Consider the following 18,981-nt stretch of genomic DNA (forward strand, 5'->3'; position numbering starts at 1 on the left):
CTCGTACTCCACGTGCGAGGTCGCAATCGTGATCCCTCGTGCCCGCTCTTCCGGCGCATTGTCAATCTGATCATAAGCGCGAACCTCACCACCAAACTTCGCCGACAACACCTTCGTCAGCGCCGCCGTCAATGTGGTCTTGCCATGGTCCACGTGACCAATCGTTCCCACGTTCACATGCGGCTTCGTCCGCTCAAATTTCCCTTTGGACATCAGACACTCCCCCAAGAATACCAGACCCAAGCAAAAACCAAAAAATATGGAGCCCACAACCGGATTCGAACCGGTGACCTCTTCCTTACCAAGGAAGTGCTCTACCGACTGAGCTATGTGGGCCTGAACACTGGAGCGGGTGATGGGAATCGAACCCACACCATCAGCTTGGAAGGCTGAGGTTCTACCGTTGAACTACACCCGCACAAAATTAAAACTTAAACCATCTAGCCCTGCGCTCAGCGCGCGACACCACAAAATTCAAATGGTGGAGGGGGGAGGATTCGAACCTCCGAAGGCAGAGCCGTCAGATTTACAGTCTGATCCCTTTGACCGCTCGGGAACCCCTCCCACGATTAGCGGCGCATTGTGCGGCCCAGGCTCTTCTTTGTCAAGTGACTTCGCGCCTGTGGGTGTTCTGGTCACCTCTGGCACAGTGGCCAGCATTTTAACGACTTAATGCGTATGCAGCGCCTTCGGCGCCTTGACAAAGTTGTCCATTTACAACATCCTCCACGGAAGTGGTCAGGATTTTTTGCCGGGCAGCTTCGCCTGGGCTTGAGAGAGGAGGGTTTTAATAATGCTACATACTAAACGTATCGCACTGCTGGTTGCCATCAGTGGCGGCCTTTTCGCCAACGCCGCTTATGCGGGTGATGGCTACGTGGGTTATGCCATAGATCACGGCGCCAAGCCCCTTGTCACCAGTACGGGTATCTGCGTGCGTGGCGGGCGCCCGGTCACTGATGGTCCGGTACCTGCCCATTGCGCTCCCGCTCCCGCCCCCGTCCCCGTGGCGGTCGCGCCGACGCCTCCCGCGCCAACGCCTGCCCCCATCGCGCCGGTGGAGCAGACAATTCTGGTGAGCAAACCAATCACCATCACCGGCATCAACTTTAAATTTGATTCATACAAACTTCTGAATCATGACATCAAGGTATTGGACCAGGTGGCCGATTTTGCAAAAAACCACCCAGATGCCGTACTCGACGTCAATGGCTATTGCAGCAAGGTGGGCAGTTACGCATACAATCTTAAATTGTCCAAGCTGCGCGCCCACAGTGTAGCGCAGTACCTGACGCAACATGGAGTGACGAGCGATCGCATGGTATTGAAAGGCCACTCCTACGATAATCCAGTCGCCACCAACGCTACGCCGCAGGGTCGATTTCTGAATCAGCGTGTGGAAATCAATTCCAGCATCAAGGTTCAGAAGACCGTTCGGTAATTTCTTCTCAGTGCTATAAGGGCGAGCCCACTAAGGCTCGCTTTTTTTTGCCCCGGCCATGACAGTGCGCGGTATCATTTCCATGATAGACTAGTCGCCATGCGACAGTTCTTCCTCCGTTTTGTGCGTACGCTACACATCACCCGCGTTCTAGTGCGTTACCGCCTGGACGATGTGCTTTATTTCCTCCCGTTGTTAAAACCCTATCAGGCCATTCTCCGCCTTAGCCCCATGGCCTGGTTGGGACCGCGCCCGCAGGGCACCTTCGCTGAACGCTTGCGCGAAGCACTCGAAACACTGGGACCCACCTTTATCAAACTCGGACAAATGCTTTCAACCCGCCGAGATTTGCTTCCCGACCATATCACTCAAGAACTTGCGAAACTTCAGGATGCGGTACCCCCTTTCCCGTCAAACGTCGCCCGGCAGATTATCGAGGCAGCACTGGGCAAACCGATTGAAACGGTCTTCTCTCAATTTGAGGATCGGCCTGCGGCGGCGGCATCCATTGCCCAAGTACACTTTGGACAATTACTGGACGGGCGCGAGGTGGCGATCAAAGTCCGACGCCCCGGTCTGCAACGCATTATTGATCAGGACTTAGCGATACTCGCCCTGCTCGCCGATCTCGCGGAGCGCTATTCTCAAGAAGGCCGGCGCCTGAAAATTCGTGCGATTGTTGCGGAATATGCCAAAACCATTCGCGGTGAACTGGATCTGCTACGCGAGGCGGCCAATGCCAGCCAGTTGCGGCGTAATTTTTTCGCAGAGCCTGATCTGCTCTATGTGCCAGAAATATATTGGGATTACTGCGCGCCCCCGGTATTGGTGATGGAGCGCATTTATGGCATCCCCATCGGTCAACGCGACGCACTGCGTGACGCTGGCATTGATTTTGACCAACTCTCGCGACGCGCCGCAGAAATCTTTTTTCGCCAAGTCTTTCGCGATGCCTATTTCCATGCGGATATGCATCCCGGCAACGTCTTTATTGATCCGAAGAATGGGCGCTTTATCGCCGTTGATTTCGGCATCATGGGGAGCCTGGATGATGCAAGCCAGCATTACCTCGCCGAAAATATGATCGCATTTTTTCGGCGCGACTACCGGCGCGTAGCAGAAGCGCATGTGGAAGCCGGATGGGTACCACCAGACACCAACGTACAGGATTTCGAAACGGCCATCCGTGCCATTGCGGAGCCGGTATTTGAAAAGCCCTTGAATGAAATATCCGTCGCCAGTCTTTTGCTTCGCCTCTTCCAGACGACGCGCACTTTTCAAATGCAAACTCAGCCACAACTCCTGCTGCTCCAAAAAACGCTGGTCAATGTCGAAGGCATTGCCCGCGATTTCAACCCGGCACTCAATATCTGGGAAATCGCCACGCCACTACTGACGGAATGGCTCAGTCGCCAGCGCGGTCCGCGGGGCTGGTGGTCAGAGATTAAACAATACTTCCCACAGTGGGGATTAGTGCTGCCCGAAATGCCGGTACTCCTACATAATATCCTGCGCCAAGCCCAACAGGGGGAACTGCCTCTGGTGATTCGCAATAGCGACATCGACGGTATTCGGCAAGAACTGCATCATGGGTTGCAAAAACTTACCTATGGCGTGGGCGGTATATTTACTGTGGTAGGATTAGGCATCATCGCGGCGCTGGAACATCGCTTGAATAGCCAGATACTAAATTTACCCGTATGGGCTTGGTTGATCATCCTGCCGATGACACTCTGGGCCGGGACCAGTTGGGTGCGTAGAGTGTTTTTTAGGCGCGGTGAACGTATGTAAGGTTCCGTTACAGCAACCACATAAACAATGAAGATAAAGGAGGGTGCCATGTGGATGGTCGTTTCTTTTTTGATAGCGGCACTGGCGGTCATTTTTGCAGTTCAGAACGGAGCGCCCGCTGCTATTCATTTCTTCTCATGGACGTTCGCACAATCCCAAGGCGTGGTCCTGCTCAGTGGTTTCGTCGCCGGTTTTATTGCGAGCATGCTGATTTATCTACCCACACATATCCGTAACAAGTTGAAAATTCGTCGCCATGAACGACATGTCGCCGATCTTGAAGGGCGACTCAGTGTCGAACGCGGTAAGCGGGAGTACATCGAAAAGGAGCATGCCGCCGCTATGCGCGTCCAGAAAAGCAACGGCATAGCGACCGACGACACAGAATAAAACGCTGACCAAACGATTAGCGGTGCCTCAAGGCGCGCCTACGGTCTTTTTCTCGACAGCAGCCACTGTTTGGTACTCCGGGTGCAGGCGTGCCAAAGTGGCCAGGTTCCTGGTCGCCTGGGTATTTCCGAGCGCTGCCGCCTTGCGCCACCAGAGGCTTGCCTTACCATAGTCCTGCGGAACCCCTTGCCCCAAGAAATAGAGATTACCCAAGTTGTACTGAGCGGCAGCGATACCCTGCGCTGCCGCCTTCTCCCACCAGTAAGCCGCTTTGGTCCTATCCTTACTGACACCTTGCCCGAAATAATACTGCATGCCGAGGTTATATTCTGCCTTGGCATAACCATGGAGGGCGGCTTTATCAAACCACTGTGCAGCCAAACCATAATTTTGCGGAACCCCATCACCTAGGGCACAGCGGGTGCCAATCGTGTTTTCGAGCTTGGCGGTGGTAAGATCGGCGGGGTGGGTGATAGCCATATCCTCCAAGTCTGCCTTGGATGCAGACTGCGCTTCGGCCAAGGAAGTCGAAAGTACCAAAAGTGCTGCACCACACGCAGCGAGGAACGGTTTAGTGAAATCATGATGAGCGCGCATAGAAACTCCAGGCAGTTTAGACGACACCTTCCAGGTGGCGAGGCTACACCAAAAAGCCCGTATATCGCCAGAAGTTTTTAGCCAGCCCGCGAACCAAAACTTAAGCCTCAACAGAAGCCGACAGCGCCCAGCCATCTCCCTGCCGCACTCCATACCGGGCGCGCTAAGCGGATAGCTGGTTATCGATCCAAGTCTCCGCTGCGTACCAGTCTGCCTCGCAATCACCCCCAGCAAAACCGCGACTCTCGGCAAGGTAGTAAGCACATTCTGCAATCATGCGCTGACGATCCGCCGCAGACACTGCGGAAGACGTCGTACGTGTACCACCAGATGGCATTTTGACCGGCTTACGGACGCGGGTGGGGTGCATCTTAGACGCAGAAACCACCTCTGGCGCCGTCGTGCGACGGGTCGGTGCTGTCTCGGGTCCTGCTGAGACTTCCTTCGGCTTTCTGACTCGTTTCTTAGGTTGTTCTTCCGCCATAACTGTACTCCTTGGACAACGCGCAAAAGACCATTTTGTGTAATAGCACAAGATAGCGGAGCTTTCAAAGCGAAAGGTAACTCTGCCCACATTAAGAGTAAAGAGCGAAAACAGGCCATTCTTGATCTGTTAACGAGTAGCCTGCAATATCTCTGTCGCCCGCCACTTCTGCGCCAACTTATCCAGGACAGCGTTCACAAAACGATGGCCCTGTTCGGCACCGAAGTCCTTACCTAGTTCTATCGCCTCGTTAATGACCACCCGATAGGGGGTTTGCGGATGATCCCGCAACTCGTAGGCAGCCAGACGCAGAATCGCCCGTTCGACTTCGCTGACCTCGTCGACCCAGCGGCGATCCTGAATTTCTTGAGCAATGGCAAGGTCCAGTCCGGGAATGGCGGCACAAACCCCTTGCCAGAGACTTGTGAAGAAAACAACATCAGCGCCCTGCAAGCGCTCGGGGTCGGAGGTAAATTGCAACTCGATCTCGGTGCAGTAACCAGGATTCATTTGCCACTGATAGAGGGCCTGAACGGCAGCTTGACGCGCCAGACGGCGACGATTTATTTTCATGGGCGCTGTTCAGATCTGACGCAACAACTGCACCATTTCCAGCGCAGTCATCGCCGCATCAAAGCCTTTATTACCTGCTTTGGTACCGGCGCGCTCAATGGCCTGCTCAATGCTATCCGTGGTCAGCACCCCAAAAATTACCGGAACCCCCGTATCCATGGATACCTGGGCCACCCCCTTGGACACTTCGGCCGCGACATAATCGAAATGCGGGGTACTGCCACGAATCACCGCGCCCAAACAAATCACCGCATCATAATTACCGCTGCGCGCCAGTTTCTGCGCGACCAGCGGCATTTCATAAGCGCCGGGAACATAAACGACGTGGAGCTGTTCTTCTTCGGCACCGTGACGGCGCAACGCGTCGATGGCTCCCTGCTCCAACTGCTGGGTGATAAAGTTGTTGAAGCGGCTGACCAACAGGGCAAAACGATGCTCACCAGCCTGCAAACTGCCGTCGATATGACGAATCATGACTCATCCTCGGAAACTTCTTGAAAGGGACGCTGGCCGACGATCTCCAGACCGAAACCGCCGATACCACGGTACTGAAACTGGCTGTCGCTCAGGACCACCGCCTGATGTACCCCCAGATCGGAGAGAATCTGAGCACCAATACCAAAAGTGCGCAGAACGCGTCCGGCGTCTCCGGCCTGACCCGGCCCCTTGGGTTTTTCAGGCAGCGCGGCAACCTCCCGCAGGAGTTCTTCGATACTCTCCTGGTGGTGGAGGTAAACCAGCACACCGCGACCTTCCTCAGCGATGCGCCGCAAAGCCACGGTGCTTGGACTGGCTTCACCGGCGAACAGATCATTCAGTATTTTGCCAACCTGTACCCGCACCAGTACGGGTTCATCACGCGCTTCCAGGTCGCCAAGGACCAAGGCGAAATGCGTTTCGCGGGCGACCCAGTCACGATAGATATGGAGCTGGAAGACGCCGTATGGCGTGTGCCACGGGCCGCTCGCCTCGCGCTGTACGATGCGCTCCCGTTCCAGGCGATAACGGATGAGGTCGGCAATAGTGCCAATTTTGAGACCGTGCTCCGCCGCATAGGGAAGCAGGTCGGGCAAACGCGCCATTTCACCATCGGCGTTGAGAATTTCGCAGATGACGCCAGCGGGTTTGCAGCCAGCCAGCCGGGCAAGGTCTACCGCCGCTTCCGTATGACCGGCACGGACCAAGACACCCCCGGCTTCCGCCGCTAACGGAAATATGTGTCCAGGCATCACAATATCCTCAGGACCCGCATCATCGGCGATGGCCGCCTGAATCGTCGCGGCGCGGTCGGCGGCGGAAATGCCGGTGGTGACACCGCGGGCAGCCTCGATCGAGACCGTGAACGCGGTGCCTAGGCTGGCAGTGTTGTGGCCTACCATCTGCGGGAGGCGCAATTGCTCGCAACGCTCGCGGGTGAGGGGCAAACACACCAGACCACGCGCCTGCGAGACCATGAAGTTGATAGCGGTGGGCGTCACGAACTCTGCCGCCATAATGAGATCGCCTTCGTTTTCACGCCCCTCATCATCCATCAGGATCACCATGCGTCCGGCGGCAATGTCGGCAATGATGTCCTCGGCGGGACTGATTTTGGCACTGCTCATGCGAGGAACCCTTTTGCGGCCAGCGAATCACCTGTAATTTTCGATTTTAACCCGGACCCGGGGTCTGTGGCCACCCAACGCTCCACATAACGGGCGACAAGATCCACCTCCAGATTGACCGCCTGTCCGGAGCGCCACTGCGCGGCCGTCGTCTGCGCCAGCGTGTGGGGAATAATATTGAGCATAAACAGGTCACCATGGAGCGCATTGATGGTCAGGCTGATGCCGTCCACGCAAATGCTGCCCTTGGCGGCAATATAACGCAGCAGATTCGGCGGCGCGGCAATGGCAAACACCTGCGAACGTCCCGACGCGCTCACGTCGCGAATATGTCCGACACCATCCACATGGCCAGCGACCAAATGGCCCCCCAGGCGATCGGCCAGACGCAAGGCCTTTTCCAAATTGACCGGGCTGCCCGGCCGCAGATGACCAAGAAGGGTTTTGTCGAGGGTTTCGCGAGAGACATCGGCGGCAAAAGCATCGCGCTGGAGTTCCACCACCGTCAGGCAAACACCGGAAACCGCAATACTGTCACCCAATTGGACATCGCTGAGATCAAGTTTCCCGGTGGCGACAATCATCCGCAAGTCATCATTCTGCGGTACCATACCGCGAATCTGGCCCAAGGCCTGAATAATTCCGGTAAACATCGCTTATCGCTCCTGCGGACGCAACGTCCACTTGATATCGTCGCCCAGTTGAGTGGTATTGATCACCGACCAGCGCGGCACCTCCGCGAGATTCACATAGGGGCCGGTCACAAGTACTGGGCGCGCATCCTGCCCGAGCAGCAGCGGTGCCACATAGAGCAGCCATTCGTCGACCAAACCGGCGGTGAATAAGGAAGCGGCGATGCTTGGCCCGGCTTCTACCAAAATATCATTCATTTCGCGTTGAGCGAACATAGTCATCACTTCCTGCCAGTCCAGCCTCTCTCCCGTTCCACGGCAAGGCAGCAACTCCGCACCGGCGGCGCGCAATGCCCCCTGAGCGGCATTTGGGGCATTCTGGTGGTGACAAATCCATACCTCGCCCGGTGTACCGAAAAGCGCCGCATCGGGGGGGGTACGCAAATGGGTGTCCAAAACGATTTTCACCGGATAGCGTCGTGGGGCCACCGCCAAACGTGGCGCCAGGCGGGGATTATCGGCCAGCACCGTGCCGATACCAACAAGGATGGCACTGGCGCGCGCCCGCTCCTGCTGCACATCTGCGCGCGCCGCCTCCCCCGTCAGCCATTGGCTTTGCCCGTTGGCGAGCGCCACCCGGCCATCCAGACTCATGGCCTGCTTGAGCCGCACCCAGGGGCGGCCATGACGCATCCGCTGCAAAAATCCGGAATTCAGGGTTTCCGCCGCCGCCGCCAGACAGCCCTCTTCAACCACAACCCCGGCAGCGCGCAAACGTTCCACGCCGCGCCCCGCCACCAAAGGATTGGGGTCGCGCATGGCGATCACAACTCGCGCCACGCCCGCGGCAATGAGCGCATCCGCACAGGGCGGAGTGCGGCCCTGATGACTACAAGGTTCCAGGGTAACATAAGCGGTGGCGCCACGCGCCGCATGACCGGCTTCCGCGAGCGCGAACCTTTCGGCATGCGGTTTGCCGGCCTGTAAGTGGGCACCCCGTCCAACGACGAATCCGTCTTTGACCAGCACGGCGCCCACGCACGGATTAGGATGTGTGCTGTACAACCCTAGCTCAGCAAGCACCAAGGCCTCCGCCATAAAGACGGCATCCTGCTCAGCCGTCACGAGCCGAGCCATCTCCCTCGCCGGGGGTCTCTCCTTCTTTCATCCGCGCGATTTCAGCGCTGAAGGCGTCGACATCTTCAAAGCGCCGATAGACCGAGGCAAAACGCACATAGGCGACGGGGTCCAGGTCCCGCAAAGCCTCCATCACCAACTCGCCGATGAGACGCGCCGGAATCTCCCGCTCACCGCGTTCGCGGATACGCCGCTGGATCATCCGCACGGCGGCATCCACCCGTGCCGTCGCCACCGGTCGTTTGCTCAACGCCCGGGTCAGCCCGCGCAGGAGTTTGTCTTCATTGAAAGATTCGCGTCGCCCATCGGTCTTGACGACCATAGGCAGCGCCAGCTCTGCCCGTTCAAAGGTGGTGAAGCGTTGCCCGCACTCCGGACATTCGCGCCGCCGCCGCACACTCCCGCCATCATCCGCGAGGCGGGAATCCACCACGCGGGTATCGACGTAGGCACAGAACGGACAGCGCATGAAATAACTTTAGCCGTACACCGGGAACTGATGGCAGAGGGCCTTCATGTCCGCCTGAACCCGTTCAATGACCGATGTATCGCCGGCCGCATCCAGAACATCCGCAATGCCGTTACCCAGGCGATGCATTTCGGACTCGCCAAAACCACGCGTGGTGGCTGCGGGCGTACCGATGCGGATGCCACTGGTGACCGCCGGCGGACGCGTGTCGAAGGGCACGGCGTTCTTGTTGACGGTGATGTTGGCCTGCCCCAGCGCCTCTTCCGCTTCTTTACCCGTAACCTTCTCGCCCAGATTCAGCAGGAAGAGATGGTTGTCGGTGCCACCCGAAACTGCACCATAACCCCGCCCGCTCAGCACATTGCTCAGGGTTTGCGCGTTGTGGATGACTTGCTGCTGATACACCTTGAACTCCGGCTGCAATGCTTCGCGGAAGGCAACGGCCTTGGCGGCGATGACGTGCATCAGCGGCCCCCCCTGTAAACCTGGAAAAATCAGGGAATTCACCTTCTTGGCATACTGTTCCCGACAGAGGATCAAACCACCGCGGGGTCCGCGCAAGGTTTTGTGGGTGGTGGTGGTGACAAAATCCGCATGGGGCACCGGGCTGGGATGCAGACCTGCGGCTACGAGACCGGCGATGTGCGCCATGTCCACCAGCAGATAGGCGCCAATGCTGCGGGCAATCTCACCGATGCGGGCGAAGTCGATAATGCGTGAGTAAGCGCTGGCACCCGCGACGATCATCTTCGGACGTTCCCGCTCCGCCTGCTCCGCCATGGCGTCATAATCGATACGGCCATCTTCCGCGCGCACCCCATAAGCCGCAACCTGAAAGAGTTTACCGGACACGTTCACCTTGGCGCCATGGGTCAGATGGCCACCGTGGGCCAAGCTCATACCCATAATCTTATCGCCAGGCTGGAGCACAGAAAGATAAACCGCCTGGTTGGCCTGCGAACCGGAGTGGGCCTGGGCGTTGGCATGTTCGGCGCCAAAAAGCTCCAAGGCACGGTCAATGGCCAACTGCTCGGCAATGTCCACATACTCGCAGCCGCCGTAGTAGCGTTTGCCCGGGTAGCCTTCCGCATATTTATTGGTCAGCACCGAGCCCTGCGCAGCCATCACCATGGGACTGGCGTAGTTTTCAGAGGCGATGAGTTCGACATGATCTTCCTGGCGCCGGGTTTCCTTGCGCATGGCGTCCCATAGCGCCGGATCGAAATCAGCAATGGTCAGGGTTTTGGAAAACATGGCCGAACTCCTTAGAACTTGAGAAAAATAGGGGTAAACACTAATGGATGCGCGCGATCACAGCAAGGGTGAAAAATTGGTGTGCGTCATGAATCCCTTTCATCCGACGCCCGCGATCCGGGCATTCGCTGGATCAGATCTTGATGCGCACCGGCTGTGGATGGCCCTGCAAAACGAACTTCAGCGCTGCCTTTTCTTTCTTGCCACGGCGTGGCCGCTGCTTGTCCGCAAAAATATCCTGATAAGCCACATAAATGACCGGCGGACCCAGCACCCAGACCACCAAACCCAGCCACACCTGCGAGAAGGACGGCATCAATACATTACTGATCAAAATAATCGCCCAGAGGGCGATGAGGGGATCGCGCAGTTCCGGTCGAAAAATAAGGGTTAGGGTAGTTTCCACCTCGGACTCCAGCCAGCCGTGTCCTTTGTGCAGGGCTAGGGCTATGCCAAAAAAGGCGGGCGAAAACCAGAAGTAGGGCATCAGCGCGAGGTCAGAAAAACGCTCGCCGAAAGCAAACCACCAGCCCCAGAATCCCTGCCCCAATCCTGATCCGTTATTCCAGGGCATCTGAATCCCCGCGAGGATCCCCCCCATAACCACCAGATCCCGGCCAAACTCGAAAATCATGCCAAACACCGCGAACACCATGCCCCATAACACGGCCACATGCAGTGCGTGCCGGATTTGCTGCGCGGTGTATTCTTCCCCTTCACTACGCCCGACGATACGCAAACCGACCAATAGTCCAAGTGGTGCCAGCGCATCCATAAGCCAGCCCGGGAAGGGGATGGCAGTGAAGAGCATGGCCCCTGCGGCGAACGCAAGCCAAGGCTTAGGGCGCGCCGCCACCAACCCGGCACCGCCTTCCACCCAACTCACCATTCGATCCAACCATTTCCAAGCCAAAGCACTGCTCCCGGACTGAGGGCAAACGAACTGCACACCACTTCGTGATCAGATCGAAACAGTCCTTTTTTATTTTAGCCAAGAACATGCGCCATTACAAAAACCGTGGTTGACCCAGCACTCGTGCCTCTATCTTGTAGCCAGCGGCTAGCACGATTAGACTGCCTAATGGCTTTCCCGACAAAATTAAAGTGCGCAATGCCCGCAAAAATACCCGCTGATTCCGTTGGATTGGTAACCCCACAGACCGTGTTTTTCTCGGCACCTCTGAAGCTGGAGTGTGGCCGCGAACTACCCGGCTACTCCCTCACCTATGAGACCTACGGTACCCTCAACGCGCAGCGGAGCAATGCCATCCTGCTCTGCCACGCTCTTTCCGGCGACCACCATGCGGCCGGTTACCACGCTATGGACGATCGCAAGCCGGGCTGGTGGGAGCACCTGCTGGGTCCTGGTAAGGCGATGAATACAAATAAATTTTTCTTCATATGCGCCAACTTCATCGGCTCCTGCAAAGGTTCGACAGGCCCGGCCAGCATCAATCCGGAGACCGGCACGCCCTGGGGACTGGATTTCCCGATGGTCACGGTGCGCGACTGGGTGAGGACACAGGCGGATCTTGCCGACCATCTGGGTATTGCGCAGTGGGCGGCCGTCGTCGGCGGCAGCCTGGGAGGCATGCAGGTCATGCAATGGACGATGGATTACCCGGAACGCTTGCGTCACGCAGTCGTTATCGCCGCAGCATCCAAACTCACAGCGCAGAATATTGCCTTCAACGAAGTCTGCCGACAGGCCATCATGACCGATCCGGATTTCCATGGCGGACGCTACTATGCCCACAACACCAAGCCCCGGCGCGGATTGTCACTGGCGCGCATGATCGGACATATCACCTATCTTTCCGACAACGCCATGCGCACCAAGTTCGGCCGCGACACCCGCGGCGGCAAGGCTTTTTCCTTCGGCTTCGACGTGGATTTCGAGGTAGAGAGTTATCTTCGCTATCAAGGTTCCAGCTTTGTCGAGCGCTTCGATGCCAACAGTTATCTCTACATCACCAAGGCCTTGGACTATTTTGATCCAGCCAACGCTTTTGGCGGAAATCTAGCCGAAGCTTTTGCCTCCACACAGGCAGCCTTTCTGGTGATCTCCTTCAGTTCAGATTGGCGTTTCTCCCCGGAGCGCTCGCGTGAAATCGTGCAAGCCCTGTACACCTGCAATCGAGACGTCAGTTATGCCGAGATCGAGGCGGAACACGGCCACGATTCTTTCCTGATGCCCATCCCCCAGTATGTGGCCGTGTTGAGCGCCTACCTCGGGCGAGTCGCTGAAGAGGTGGGCGTATGATCCTGCGCAAGGATCTGGCGATCATCGCCGACTGGATCGCGCCACAAAGCCGCATACTTGATTTGGGTTGTGGCGAAGGCGAGTTGCTGGCCTATCTGCGCGCTGAAAAAGGCGTACAGGGTTACGGAGTCGAAATTGAGGAAGCGCGGGTCGTCGCCGCCATACGCCGGGGCATACCGGTGATCCAGCAGGATCTCGATCGGGGCTTACGTAATTTTGCCGATCACAGCGTCGATACGGTAGTTCTTTCCCTGACCCTGCAGGCCTCCACCTATCCGCGCGAACTCCTATTGGAAATGCTGCGGGTTGGACGCGAGGTGATCGTCACCTTTCCCAACATGGGGCATTGGCATGCGCGTTGGCAACTGGGAGTGCTCGGCCGCATGCCTATGACAGACGCGTTGCCGCATACGTGGTACGATACGCCCAACATTCATCTGTGTACCATTCGTGATTTTGAGTCCCTGTGCCGGGACAGCGGCATCGTGATTCATCAGCGCGTCGTACTGAATGACCGTCGTCGCGAAACCTGGCGTAATCGCCTGTTGCCCAATCTCTTCGGCGAGGTGGCTCTTTATCGTTGCGCCCTGAGGGCGCGCTAACCCGCAGCAGGAAAATGCCATGGCCCTAGAACTCATCAGCTTTCCCCTCTGCCCTTACGTGCAACGCTCCATCATCACCCTGCTCCACAAGCAGGTGGGTTTCACCCTTACCCATATCGATCTGGCGCACAAACCGGAGTGGTTTCTGGCGCTGTCGCCCATGGGCAAGGTGCCCTGCCTGAAAATTGATGAACACACGGTGCTCTTTGAATCGCAGGTCATCAATGAATATCTGGACGAAACCATCGCCCCCGCGCTGCATCCCGCCGACCCCCTGAAACGGGCACAACACCGCGCCTGGATCGCCTTCGGCAGCGAAATACTGAACGACCAATTCCAGATGATGATCGCCCAAGGGGAAGAACGTTTCGCCGCCTCCAGTCGCCAGCTTTTTGACAAGCTGGAGCGGCTGGACAAAATCATGGGGGACGGCCCCTTCTTTGCCAATGAGTATTTCAGTCTGGTAGACGCTGCCCTGGCGCCGCTGTTCATGCGCATGGAAATCCTCCATGCCCTACGCCCATTGCCGCGCTGGGAATCCCTGGGCAAACTGCGGCGCTGGACGGCATCACTCATGGAATTACCAGAAGTCGCCGGATCGGTAACCGCAGATTTTCCAGATTGCTTACGCAACTATATCAGTGAGAAGGGCAGCCTGTTTTTGCGATCTGCCTGAAGATATTACAGCACCACAGATTCGCCCAAAGTGAAGGAGTTGACCGTATGAGCGAGCATCAAGAGAACGGGGAGCAGAGCCAGGCTCTGGTGCCGACCACCCATTTCGGCTATCAGGAAGTGCCGGAAACGGAGAAGGAACAACTCGTCAAAGGGGTTTTCAGCAGCGTCGCCAGCAAGTATGACTTGATGAATGACCTCATGTCCCTCGGCGTCCACCGCCTGTGGAAACGCTTCACCGTTGATCTCGCCCGTCCCCGACCAGGGCAGCGGGTGCTGGACCTGGCGGGCGGCACCGGCGATCTGGCGGCGGCAATTCATCCGCGGGTTCGGCCGAATGGCTCAATCGTGGTTTCTGATATAAACGCGGAGATGCTCGCGGTCGGTGAGAGTCGGCTGGCCGATAAAGGCATCATCGCCGGTGTCGAGTTCGTAGAGGCCAACGCCGAGGCGCTCCCCTTTCCAGATCGGGAATTTGATATCGTGACCCTCGCTTTTGGCATCCGTAACATGACCCATCCAGAACGCGCCTTGAGCGAGATTTATCGGGTACTGAAAACCGGCGGACGGGCCCTGATCCTCGAATTCTCCCACCCGCGCTGGCCGGGGTTGCAGAGTATTTACGATCTGTATTCTTTCAATCTCTTGCCACGCATTGGCGAACTGATCGCCAAAGACCGGGAGAGCTATCAGTATCTGGTGGAATCCATTCGCCGCTTTCCCGATCAGGAAACCTTCAAGGCGATGATGGAAGACGCCGGACTGGCGCGGGTAGAAGTCTTCAACCTCTCTGGTGGGATTGTCGCACTGCATCGCGGGTTCCGGATGGATTGATGAATGCTTTTCATCACCCAGCCTAAAAATTCCCTCTTGAGCCCACTGGCGCGGCAGGGCATGATGGCGGCAATTTTCGCAGAGGAGTAATGCCATGACATCGGTCCATAGTCTCGGTTTTCCCCGTATCGGTCACAAGCGTGAACTGAAAAAGGCGCTGGAAAGCTTCTGGTCCAAAGAAATTGACGAGAAGGAATTACAGTCACGCGCCGCTCAGCTACGTGATCGCCACTGGCGGATTCAGCAAACCTGTGGTATGGACCTAGTACCTGTAGGTGACTTCAGCCTCTACGATCATATGCTCGACATGAGTTGTACGCTCGGCGCTGTTCCACCGCGTTATGGCTTTTCCAGTGACCAAGTAGACCTCGGCACCTTCTTCGCCATGGCGCGCGGCTCCAGCACCCAGCCCGCCATGGAAATGACCAAGTGGTTTGATACCAACTATCACTTTATCGTCCCGGAATTTCACGAGGACATGGATTTCCACCTCGCCAGCGACCGTATTTTTACCCAGGTGAAGGAGGCCCAGGCACTGGGTCTGAAGACCAAGCCCGTCCTGGTCGGCCCTATCACTTATTTGTGGCTGGGCAAGGAAAAGGACCTCAACGCCGAAGCCCAGCACGAGGCACAGCATCATCATGATGATAGTGCCTGTCACGGCCACGGCGCACCGGTTGGCACTGCCTGCTTCGACCGCCTGACCCTGCTGCCCAAAGTATTGCCGGTCTATGCCGAGATTCTCGCCCGCCTGGCGGATCTGGATGTGGAGTGGGTACAGATGGATGAACCTGCCCTTGCCCTCGCCTTGCCCCAGGAGTGGGTCAAGGCATTGGAGTCGACTTACCAGACCCTAAGCCAGGGCAAAACACCCAAGGTGCTGCTGGCGACTTATTTTGATTCCGTTGCCGATCATGCAAAAACCCTCAAGACCCTGCCGGTAGCCGGCCTGCATCTCGATTTGCGACGTGCTCCGCAGCAGTTGAATAGTTTCCTCACTGACTACCCTGCCGACAAAGTGCTCTCCCTCGGCGTCATCGATGGTCGCAACGTCTGGCGTGCTGACCTGGATGCCACCCTGGCGCTTTTACAGCCGGTCCATCAACAGCTTGGCGATCGCCTCTGGGTGGCGCCCTCTTGCAGTCTGCTGCATACGCCGGTGGATCTGGAGCAGGAAACAGAGTTGGATGCCGAACTGAAATCCTGGCTGGCCTTCTCCGTGCAGAAGCTCGATGAAGTGACCGTTATCGGTCGCGCCCTGGACAAAGGCGTGGAGTCCGTGGCGCAGGAACTGGCTACCGCCCGTGCCGCCATCGCTTCCCGCCGCAGTTCGCCGCGCATCCACAATCCGGCGGTCACCCAGCGTCTGGAGGATTTGGGCCAGGATGACGGTCGGCGTCACAGCCCCTTCCCCGCCCGTGAAGCCGCACAGCGCGCACGTTTCAAGCTGCCCGCCTTCCCCACCACCAGTATTGGCAGCTTCCCGCAGACTCCGGAAATTCGTAAGGCCCGCTTGCAGAATCGCAAGGGTGAACTGAGCAACATCGATTACCAGAAGGCGATGGAAGCAGAAATTGCACTGGTGGTGAAGGAACAGGAGCGTTTGGGCATCGACGTACCCGTGCATGGTGAGCCGGAACGCAATGACATGGTCGAATATTTCGGCGAGCAGTTATCCGGCTTTGCCTTTACCCGGCACGGCTGGGTGCAAAGCTATGGCTCGCGCTACGTGAAGCCGCCATTAATTTTCGGCGACGTGTCCCGCCCCACGCCGATGACGGTAGCTTGGAGTACATACGCTCAGTCCCTGACCTCGCGTCCGATGAAGGGCATGTTGACCGGCCCGGTAACTATCCTGCAGTGGTCCTTTGTCCGCGACGATCAACCCCGTGAGCGCACCGCACTGCAGATCGCCCTCGCCATCCGTGACGAGGTCAAAGATCTGATCGATGCCGGCATCGGTATCATCCAGATCGACGAACCCGCCTACCGTGAAGGTTTGCCTCTCAAGCGTAAGGACTGGGAACAGTATCTAAACTGGGCGTCACGCGCTTTCCGCATTTCGGCGCAAGTCGCCCCGGATGACGTACAAATCCATACGCACATGTGCTATTCAGAGTTTAACGACATCCTGCCCGCCATCGCGGCCATGGATGCCGATGTCATCACCATCGAGACATCGCGTTCGCAGATGGAGTTGCTGGATGCTTTCGCCACCTTCAACTACCCCAACGAAATCGGACCCGGCGTGTACGACATCCATTCCCCACGCGTACCCAGCGTGGAAGAAATGGTCAACCTGATGGAAAAGGCGGTCAAAGTGGTACCCGCCGAACGCCTGTGGATCAACCCCGACTGCGGTCTGAAAACCCGCAAATGGGCGGAAGTGACGCCCGCCTTGGAGAACATGGTGGAAGCGGCCAAGCAGGTGCGCGCCCGTCACGCCTGAACCCGGTCATAAGCGGCACCACAGAGCCCCCTTTGGGGGCTTTTTTGTGACCATTTCCCAACATTATCAAATAACTTGATAGTTATTGAGACTTGTTGATAAAGTCCAGGGCAAGATCACACTTTCATTCTGAATTTCATCCGATAACGAGGAAGTGATAGCCATGAATAACGACGTGATCGACACCATGATCGACGGCTTCAAGGAATTCCGCCACAGCTATTATGAGAAACGGCCGGACTTCTTCGACACCCTGGTGGAGAAGGGGCAGAGCCCGAAAGTCATGCTGATAGGCTGTTCCGATTCCCGAGTCACACCTACGTCACTCTACGGCAGCGAGCCCGGAGACATTTTTGTGGTGCGCAACGTCGCGAATCTCGTTCCTCCGGCAGAGCAAGACGGCCATCTTCATGGCACCAGCGCAGCGGTGGATTTCGCGGTTAGTCACTTGGATGTGGAACACATCATTATCAACGGCCACTCGCATTGCGGTGGCATGAAAGCGCTATTGAACGGCACTGAAGGCAAGTATGTCGGCCCCTGGGTGGAAATCGCCAGAGATGCCCGTTCTGACGTGATGCGGGAATATGCTGATGCCAGCCCCGAAGAACAGGCGCGCGCCCTCGAAAAAGCCAGTATCCTGGTTTCCCTGGAAAACCTGCTGACCTTCGACAGTGTGCGTCGCCGCGTAGTGCGGGGTGAGATGCAGTTGCACGGCTGGTATTTTGATATGGAAGAAGGCGCCCTGCTGGCCTATAACGCCAGCGCACACCAGTTCGAACGGCTTGTCTGAGAACAAACGATGGGAAACAACGCCAATCTTTCGCCCCTCAAAAACCTGCGCGCCGACGTGCCTGCGGCGGTGGTGGTGGCACTGGTGGCGATGCCGTTGTGTTTGGGCGTTGCCTTGGCCTCCGGCGCGCCCCTCATTTCCGGACTCATAGCAGGCGTAGTGGGGGGTCTGCTGGTCCCGCTGTTCAGTCGCTCGCATCTGGCCGTCAGCGGCCCGACCCCTGCCATCGTCGCCACGGTACTGGTGGCAATGCAGGTCCTCCCAAGTTTCTCCGCTTTTCTGCTGGCGGTGGTCATCGCCGGGGGCATTCAGATCGTTTTAGGTATTGTCCGTGCGGGCGTCGTGGCCTATTTTTTCCCTTCCGCCGTCATTCAGGGCATTCTCTCGGCTATCGGCATCATTATCATCCTCAAGCAGTTTCCCTATGCCATCGGTTTTGATCTGGGCGAATTCGGCGGTCAGGACTTTATCAGTGCCCATGGCGAGAACACCTTCAGCGGTGTCATCGCTGCCCTGGCGCACTTGGAGTGGGGCGCCCTGCTGATCAGCGTACTCACCCTGTCCATCCTGATCACCTGGGACAAAGTAGCGGTGTTGCGCAAACAAACCTGGCTGTCCGGACCCCTCATGGCGGTAGTTTTTGGCACCTTACTCAACGCACTGTTGCTCTACGCCGTTCCGGAGCTGGCCGTCAGCGGCCAGAATCTGGTCAACCTGCCAATCATTCACTCCTTCGCAGATTTGCGGGGTATGCTGCAAATGCCGGACTGGGGGATGATCGGATCGAAAAGCGTCTGGGTGACGGCTGTCGCCCTCACCTTCATAACGAGCCTCGAAAGCCTGCTTTCTATCGAAGCAGCCGACAAACTCGATACCTACAAACGGCGCACGCCGCTGGACCGCGAGCTGCTGGGTCAGGGCATCGCCAATGTCGCCAGTGGCCTCATCGGCGGCCTTCCGGTGGCGGCGGTTATCGTGCGCAGTACCGCCAAC

General features: G+C 57.4%; 21 protein-coding genes and 3 tRNA genes. 10 read left to right on the forward strand and 14 right to left on the reverse strand.

Annotation, left to right across the window (positions count from 1 at the left end):
* From HF921_RS07655 to HF921_RS07670, 4 genes are all read right to left on the reverse strand, one after another.
* Positions 1–213, reverse strand: a 213-nt coding sequence (locus HF921_RS07655) for a GTP-binding protein (RefSeq protein WP_264318179.1), incomplete at its 3' end; no start/stop codon positions are given.
* A gap of 47 nt (positions 214–260) precedes the next feature.
* Positions 261–336: transfer RNA gene (locus HF921_RS07660), tRNA-Thr, on the reverse strand.
* 8 nt (positions 337–344) lie between these two features.
* A tRNA-Gly gene (locus HF921_RS07665) sits at positions 345–418 on the reverse strand.
* Between the two features lie 61 nt (positions 419–479).
* Positions 480–564, reverse strand: a tRNA-Tyr gene (locus HF921_RS07670).
* A 229-nt stretch (positions 565–793) separates the two neighbouring features.
* Here HF921_RS07670 and HF921_RS07675 point away from each other — a divergent pair.
* The 3 genes from HF921_RS07675 (at position 794) to HF921_RS07685 (ending at position 3,622) form a co-directional block, all read left to right on the forward strand.
* On the forward strand, positions 794–1,441 hold the full coding sequence (locus tag HF921_RS07675) for an OmpA family protein (RefSeq protein WP_215892299.1): 648 nt from the start codon (positions 794–796) through the stop codon (positions 1,439–1,441).
* 99 nt (positions 1,442–1,540) lie between these two features.
* Positions 1,541–3,232 carry a ubiquinone biosynthesis regulatory protein kinase UbiB gene (ubiB, locus tag HF921_RS07680; protein WP_215893618.1) on the forward strand — a complete coding sequence of 564 codons (1,692 nt, stop codon included), beginning with the start codon at positions 1,541–1,543 and terminating at the stop codon, positions 3,230–3,232.
* A 48-nt stretch (positions 3,233–3,280) separates the two neighbouring features.
* Entirely contained in the window at positions 3,281–3,622 is a 342-nt protein-coding gene (locus HF921_RS07685; protein WP_064218404.1) for a LapA family protein, read from the forward strand.
* Positions 3,623–3,649: 27 nt separating this feature from the next.
* Here HF921_RS07685 and HF921_RS07690 read toward each other — a convergent pair whose 3' ends face one another.
* From HF921_RS07690 to HF921_RS07735, 10 genes are all read right to left on the reverse strand, one after another.
* Complete coding sequence (locus tag HF921_RS07690; protein WP_215849010.1) at positions 3,650–4,219, reverse strand: tetratricopeptide repeat protein; 570 nt, start codon at positions 4,217–4,219, stop codon at positions 3,650–3,652.
* Positions 4,220–4,382: 163 nt separating this feature from the next.
* Complete coding sequence (locus HF921_RS13535; RefSeq protein WP_215849011.1) at positions 4,383–4,703, reverse strand: DUF2934 domain-containing protein; 321 nt, start codon at positions 4,701–4,703, stop codon at positions 4,383–4,385.
* A gap of 129 nt (positions 4,704–4,832) precedes the next feature.
* Complete coding sequence (gene nusB / locus HF921_RS07700; RefSeq protein WP_215892301.1) at positions 4,833–5,276, reverse strand: transcription antitermination factor NusB; 444 nt, start codon at positions 5,274–5,276, stop codon at positions 4,833–4,835.
* A 9-nt stretch (positions 5,277–5,285) separates the two neighbouring features.
* Entirely contained in the window at positions 5,286–5,750 is a 465-nt protein-coding gene (gene ribH, locus HF921_RS07705) for a 6,7-dimethyl-8-ribityllumazine synthase (RefSeq protein WP_064218400.1), read from the reverse strand.
* Positions 5,747–6,880, reverse strand: a complete 1,134-nt coding sequence (gene ribB / locus HF921_RS07710) for a 3,4-dihydroxy-2-butanone-4-phosphate synthase (RefSeq protein WP_215849013.1) — start codon at positions 6,878–6,880, stop codon at positions 5,747–5,749. Before ribB ends, ribH begins: the two co-directional genes overlap by 4 nt.
* On the reverse strand, positions 6,877–7,533 hold the full coding sequence (locus HF921_RS07715; RefSeq protein WP_064219318.1) for a riboflavin synthase: 657 nt from the start codon (positions 7,531–7,533) through the stop codon (positions 6,877–6,879). Before HF921_RS07715 ends, ribB begins: the two co-directional genes overlap by 4 nt.
* Before the next feature lie 3 nt (positions 7,534–7,536).
* On the reverse strand, positions 7,537–8,637 hold the full coding sequence (ribD, locus tag HF921_RS07720; protein WP_215893619.1) for a bifunctional diaminohydroxyphosphoribosylaminopyrimidine deaminase/5-amino-6-(5-phosphoribosylamino)uracil reductase RibD: 1,101 nt from the start codon (positions 8,635–8,637) through the stop codon (positions 7,537–7,539).
* Positions 8,627–9,118: a transcriptional regulator NrdR gene (gene nrdR / locus HF921_RS07725; protein WP_064219317.1), complete on the reverse strand. Its 492-nt coding sequence runs from the start codon at positions 9,116–9,118 to the stop codon at positions 8,627–8,629. The genes ribD and nrdR overlap by 11 nt, the downstream gene beginning before the upstream one ends.
* A 9-nt stretch (positions 9,119–9,127) precedes the next feature.
* Positions 9,128–10,372, reverse strand: coding sequence for a serine hydroxymethyltransferase (gene glyA / locus HF921_RS07730; RefSeq protein WP_064219316.1), 1,245 nt, complete (start codon positions 10,370–10,372; stop codon positions 9,128–9,130).
* Positions 10,373–10,505: 133 nt separating this feature from the next.
* Positions 10,506–11,285 (reverse strand): hypothetical protein, encoded by a 780-nt coding sequence (locus HF921_RS07735; protein ID WP_226834395.1) that lies wholly within the window; start codon positions 11,283–11,285, stop codon positions 10,506–10,508.
* A gap of 198 nt (positions 11,286–11,483) precedes the next feature.
* On the opposite strand from HF921_RS07735, the gene metX reads away from it, so the two are divergent.
* The 7 genes from metX to HF921_RS07770 form a co-directional block, all read left to right on the forward strand.
* Positions 11,484–12,635, forward strand: coding sequence for a homoserine O-succinyltransferase MetX (gene metX, locus HF921_RS07740; protein ID WP_215849018.1), 1,152 nt, complete (start codon positions 11,484–11,486; stop codon positions 12,633–12,635).
* Entirely contained in the window at positions 12,632–13,237 is a 606-nt protein-coding gene (gene metW, locus HF921_RS07745) for a methionine biosynthesis protein MetW (protein ID WP_064219313.1), read from the forward strand. The genes metX and metW overlap by 4 nt, the downstream gene beginning before the upstream one ends.
* A gap of 19 nt (positions 13,238–13,256) precedes the next feature.
* A complete protein-coding gene (locus tag HF921_RS07750; RefSeq protein WP_064219312.1) occupies positions 13,257–13,913 on the forward strand; it encodes a glutathione S-transferase family protein in 657 nt (218 codons plus the stop codon).
* Between the two features lie 47 nt (positions 13,914–13,960).
* Entirely contained in the window at positions 13,961–14,746 is a 786-nt protein-coding gene (gene ubiE, locus HF921_RS07755; protein ID WP_064219311.1) for a bifunctional demethylmenaquinone methyltransferase/2-methoxy-6-polyprenyl-1,4-benzoquinol methylase UbiE, read from the forward strand.
* Between the two features lie 94 nt (positions 14,747–14,840).
* The gene (gene metE, locus HF921_RS07760) at positions 14,841–17,195 is read left to right on the forward strand and encodes a 5-methyltetrahydropteroyltriglutamate--homocysteine S-methyltransferase (protein WP_215893620.1); all 2,355 of its coding nucleotides are present in this window, start codon (positions 14,841–14,843) and stop codon (positions 17,193–17,195) included.
* A gap of 163 nt (positions 17,196–17,358) precedes the next feature.
* A complete protein-coding gene (locus HF921_RS07765; RefSeq protein WP_064219309.1) occupies positions 17,359–17,988 on the forward strand; it encodes a carbonic anhydrase in 630 nt (209 codons plus the stop codon).
* Between the two features lie 9 nt (positions 17,989–17,997).
* Positions 17,998–18,981 (forward strand): SulP family inorganic anion transporter (locus tag HF921_RS07770; protein ID WP_264318192.1); only part of this gene is annotated, 984 nt, incomplete at its 3' end.

This window comes from Acidithiobacillus ferriphilus, from assembly GCF_018854775.1.
GTDB lineage: Bacteria > Pseudomonadota > Gammaproteobacteria > Acidithiobacillales > Acidithiobacillaceae > Acidithiobacillus > Acidithiobacillus ferriphilus.

Coding starts and splice junctions, on each gene's coding strand:
- HF921_RS07675 (WP_215892299.1), top strand. CDS start 794: ATGCTACATACTAAACGTATCGCACTGCTGGTTGCCATCAGTGGCGGC.
- ubiB (WP_215893618.1), top strand. CDS start 1,541: ATGCGACAGTTCTTCCTCCGTTTTGTGCGTACGCTACACATCACCCGC.
- HF921_RS07685 (WP_064218404.1), top strand. CDS start 3,281: ATGTGGATGGTCGTTTCTTTTTTGATAGCGGCACTGGCGGTCATTTTT.
- HF921_RS07690 (WP_215849010.1), bottom strand. CDS start 4,219: ATGCGCGCTCATCATGATTTCACTAAACCGTTCCTCGCTGCGTGTGGT.
- HF921_RS13535 (WP_215849011.1), bottom strand. CDS start 4,703: ATGGCGGAAGAACAACCTAAGAAACGAGTCAGAAAGCCGAAGGAAGTC.
- nusB (WP_215892301.1), bottom strand. CDS start 5,276: ATGAAAATAAATCGTCGCCGTCTGGCGCGTCAAGCTGCCGTTCAGGCC.
- ribH (WP_064218400.1), bottom strand. CDS start 5,750: ATGATTCGTCATATCGACGGCAGTTTGCAGGCTGGTGAGCATCGTTTT.
- ribB (WP_215849013.1), bottom strand. CDS start 6,880: ATGAGCAGTGCCAAAATCAGTCCCGCCGAGGACATCATTGCCGACATT.
- HF921_RS07715 (WP_064219318.1), bottom strand. CDS start 7,533: ATGTTTACCGGAATTATTCAGGCCTTGGGCCAGATTCGCGGTATGGTA.
- nrdR (WP_064219317.1), bottom strand. CDS start 9,118: ATGCGCTGTCCGTTCTGTGCCTACGTCGATACCCGCGTGGTGGATTCC.
- glyA (WP_064219316.1), bottom strand. CDS start 10,372: ATGTTTTCCAAAACCCTGACCATTGCTGATTTCGATCCGGCGCTATGG.
- metX (WP_215849018.1), top strand. CDS start 11,484: ATGCCCGCAAAAATACCCGCTGATTCCGTTGGATTGGTAACCCCACAG.
- metW (WP_064219313.1), top strand. CDS start 12,632: ATGATCCTGCGCAAGGATCTGGCGATCATCGCCGACTGGATCGCGCCA.
- HF921_RS07750 (WP_064219312.1), top strand. CDS start 13,257: ATGGCCCTAGAACTCATCAGCTTTCCCCTCTGCCCTTACGTGCAACGC.
- ubiE (WP_064219311.1), top strand. CDS start 13,961: ATGAGCGAGCATCAAGAGAACGGGGAGCAGAGCCAGGCTCTGGTGCCG.
- metE (WP_215893620.1), top strand. CDS start 14,841: ATGACATCGGTCCATAGTCTCGGTTTTCCCCGTATCGGTCACAAGCGT.
- HF921_RS07765 (WP_064219309.1), top strand. CDS start 17,359: ATGAATAACGACGTGATCGACACCATGATCGACGGCTTCAAGGAATTC.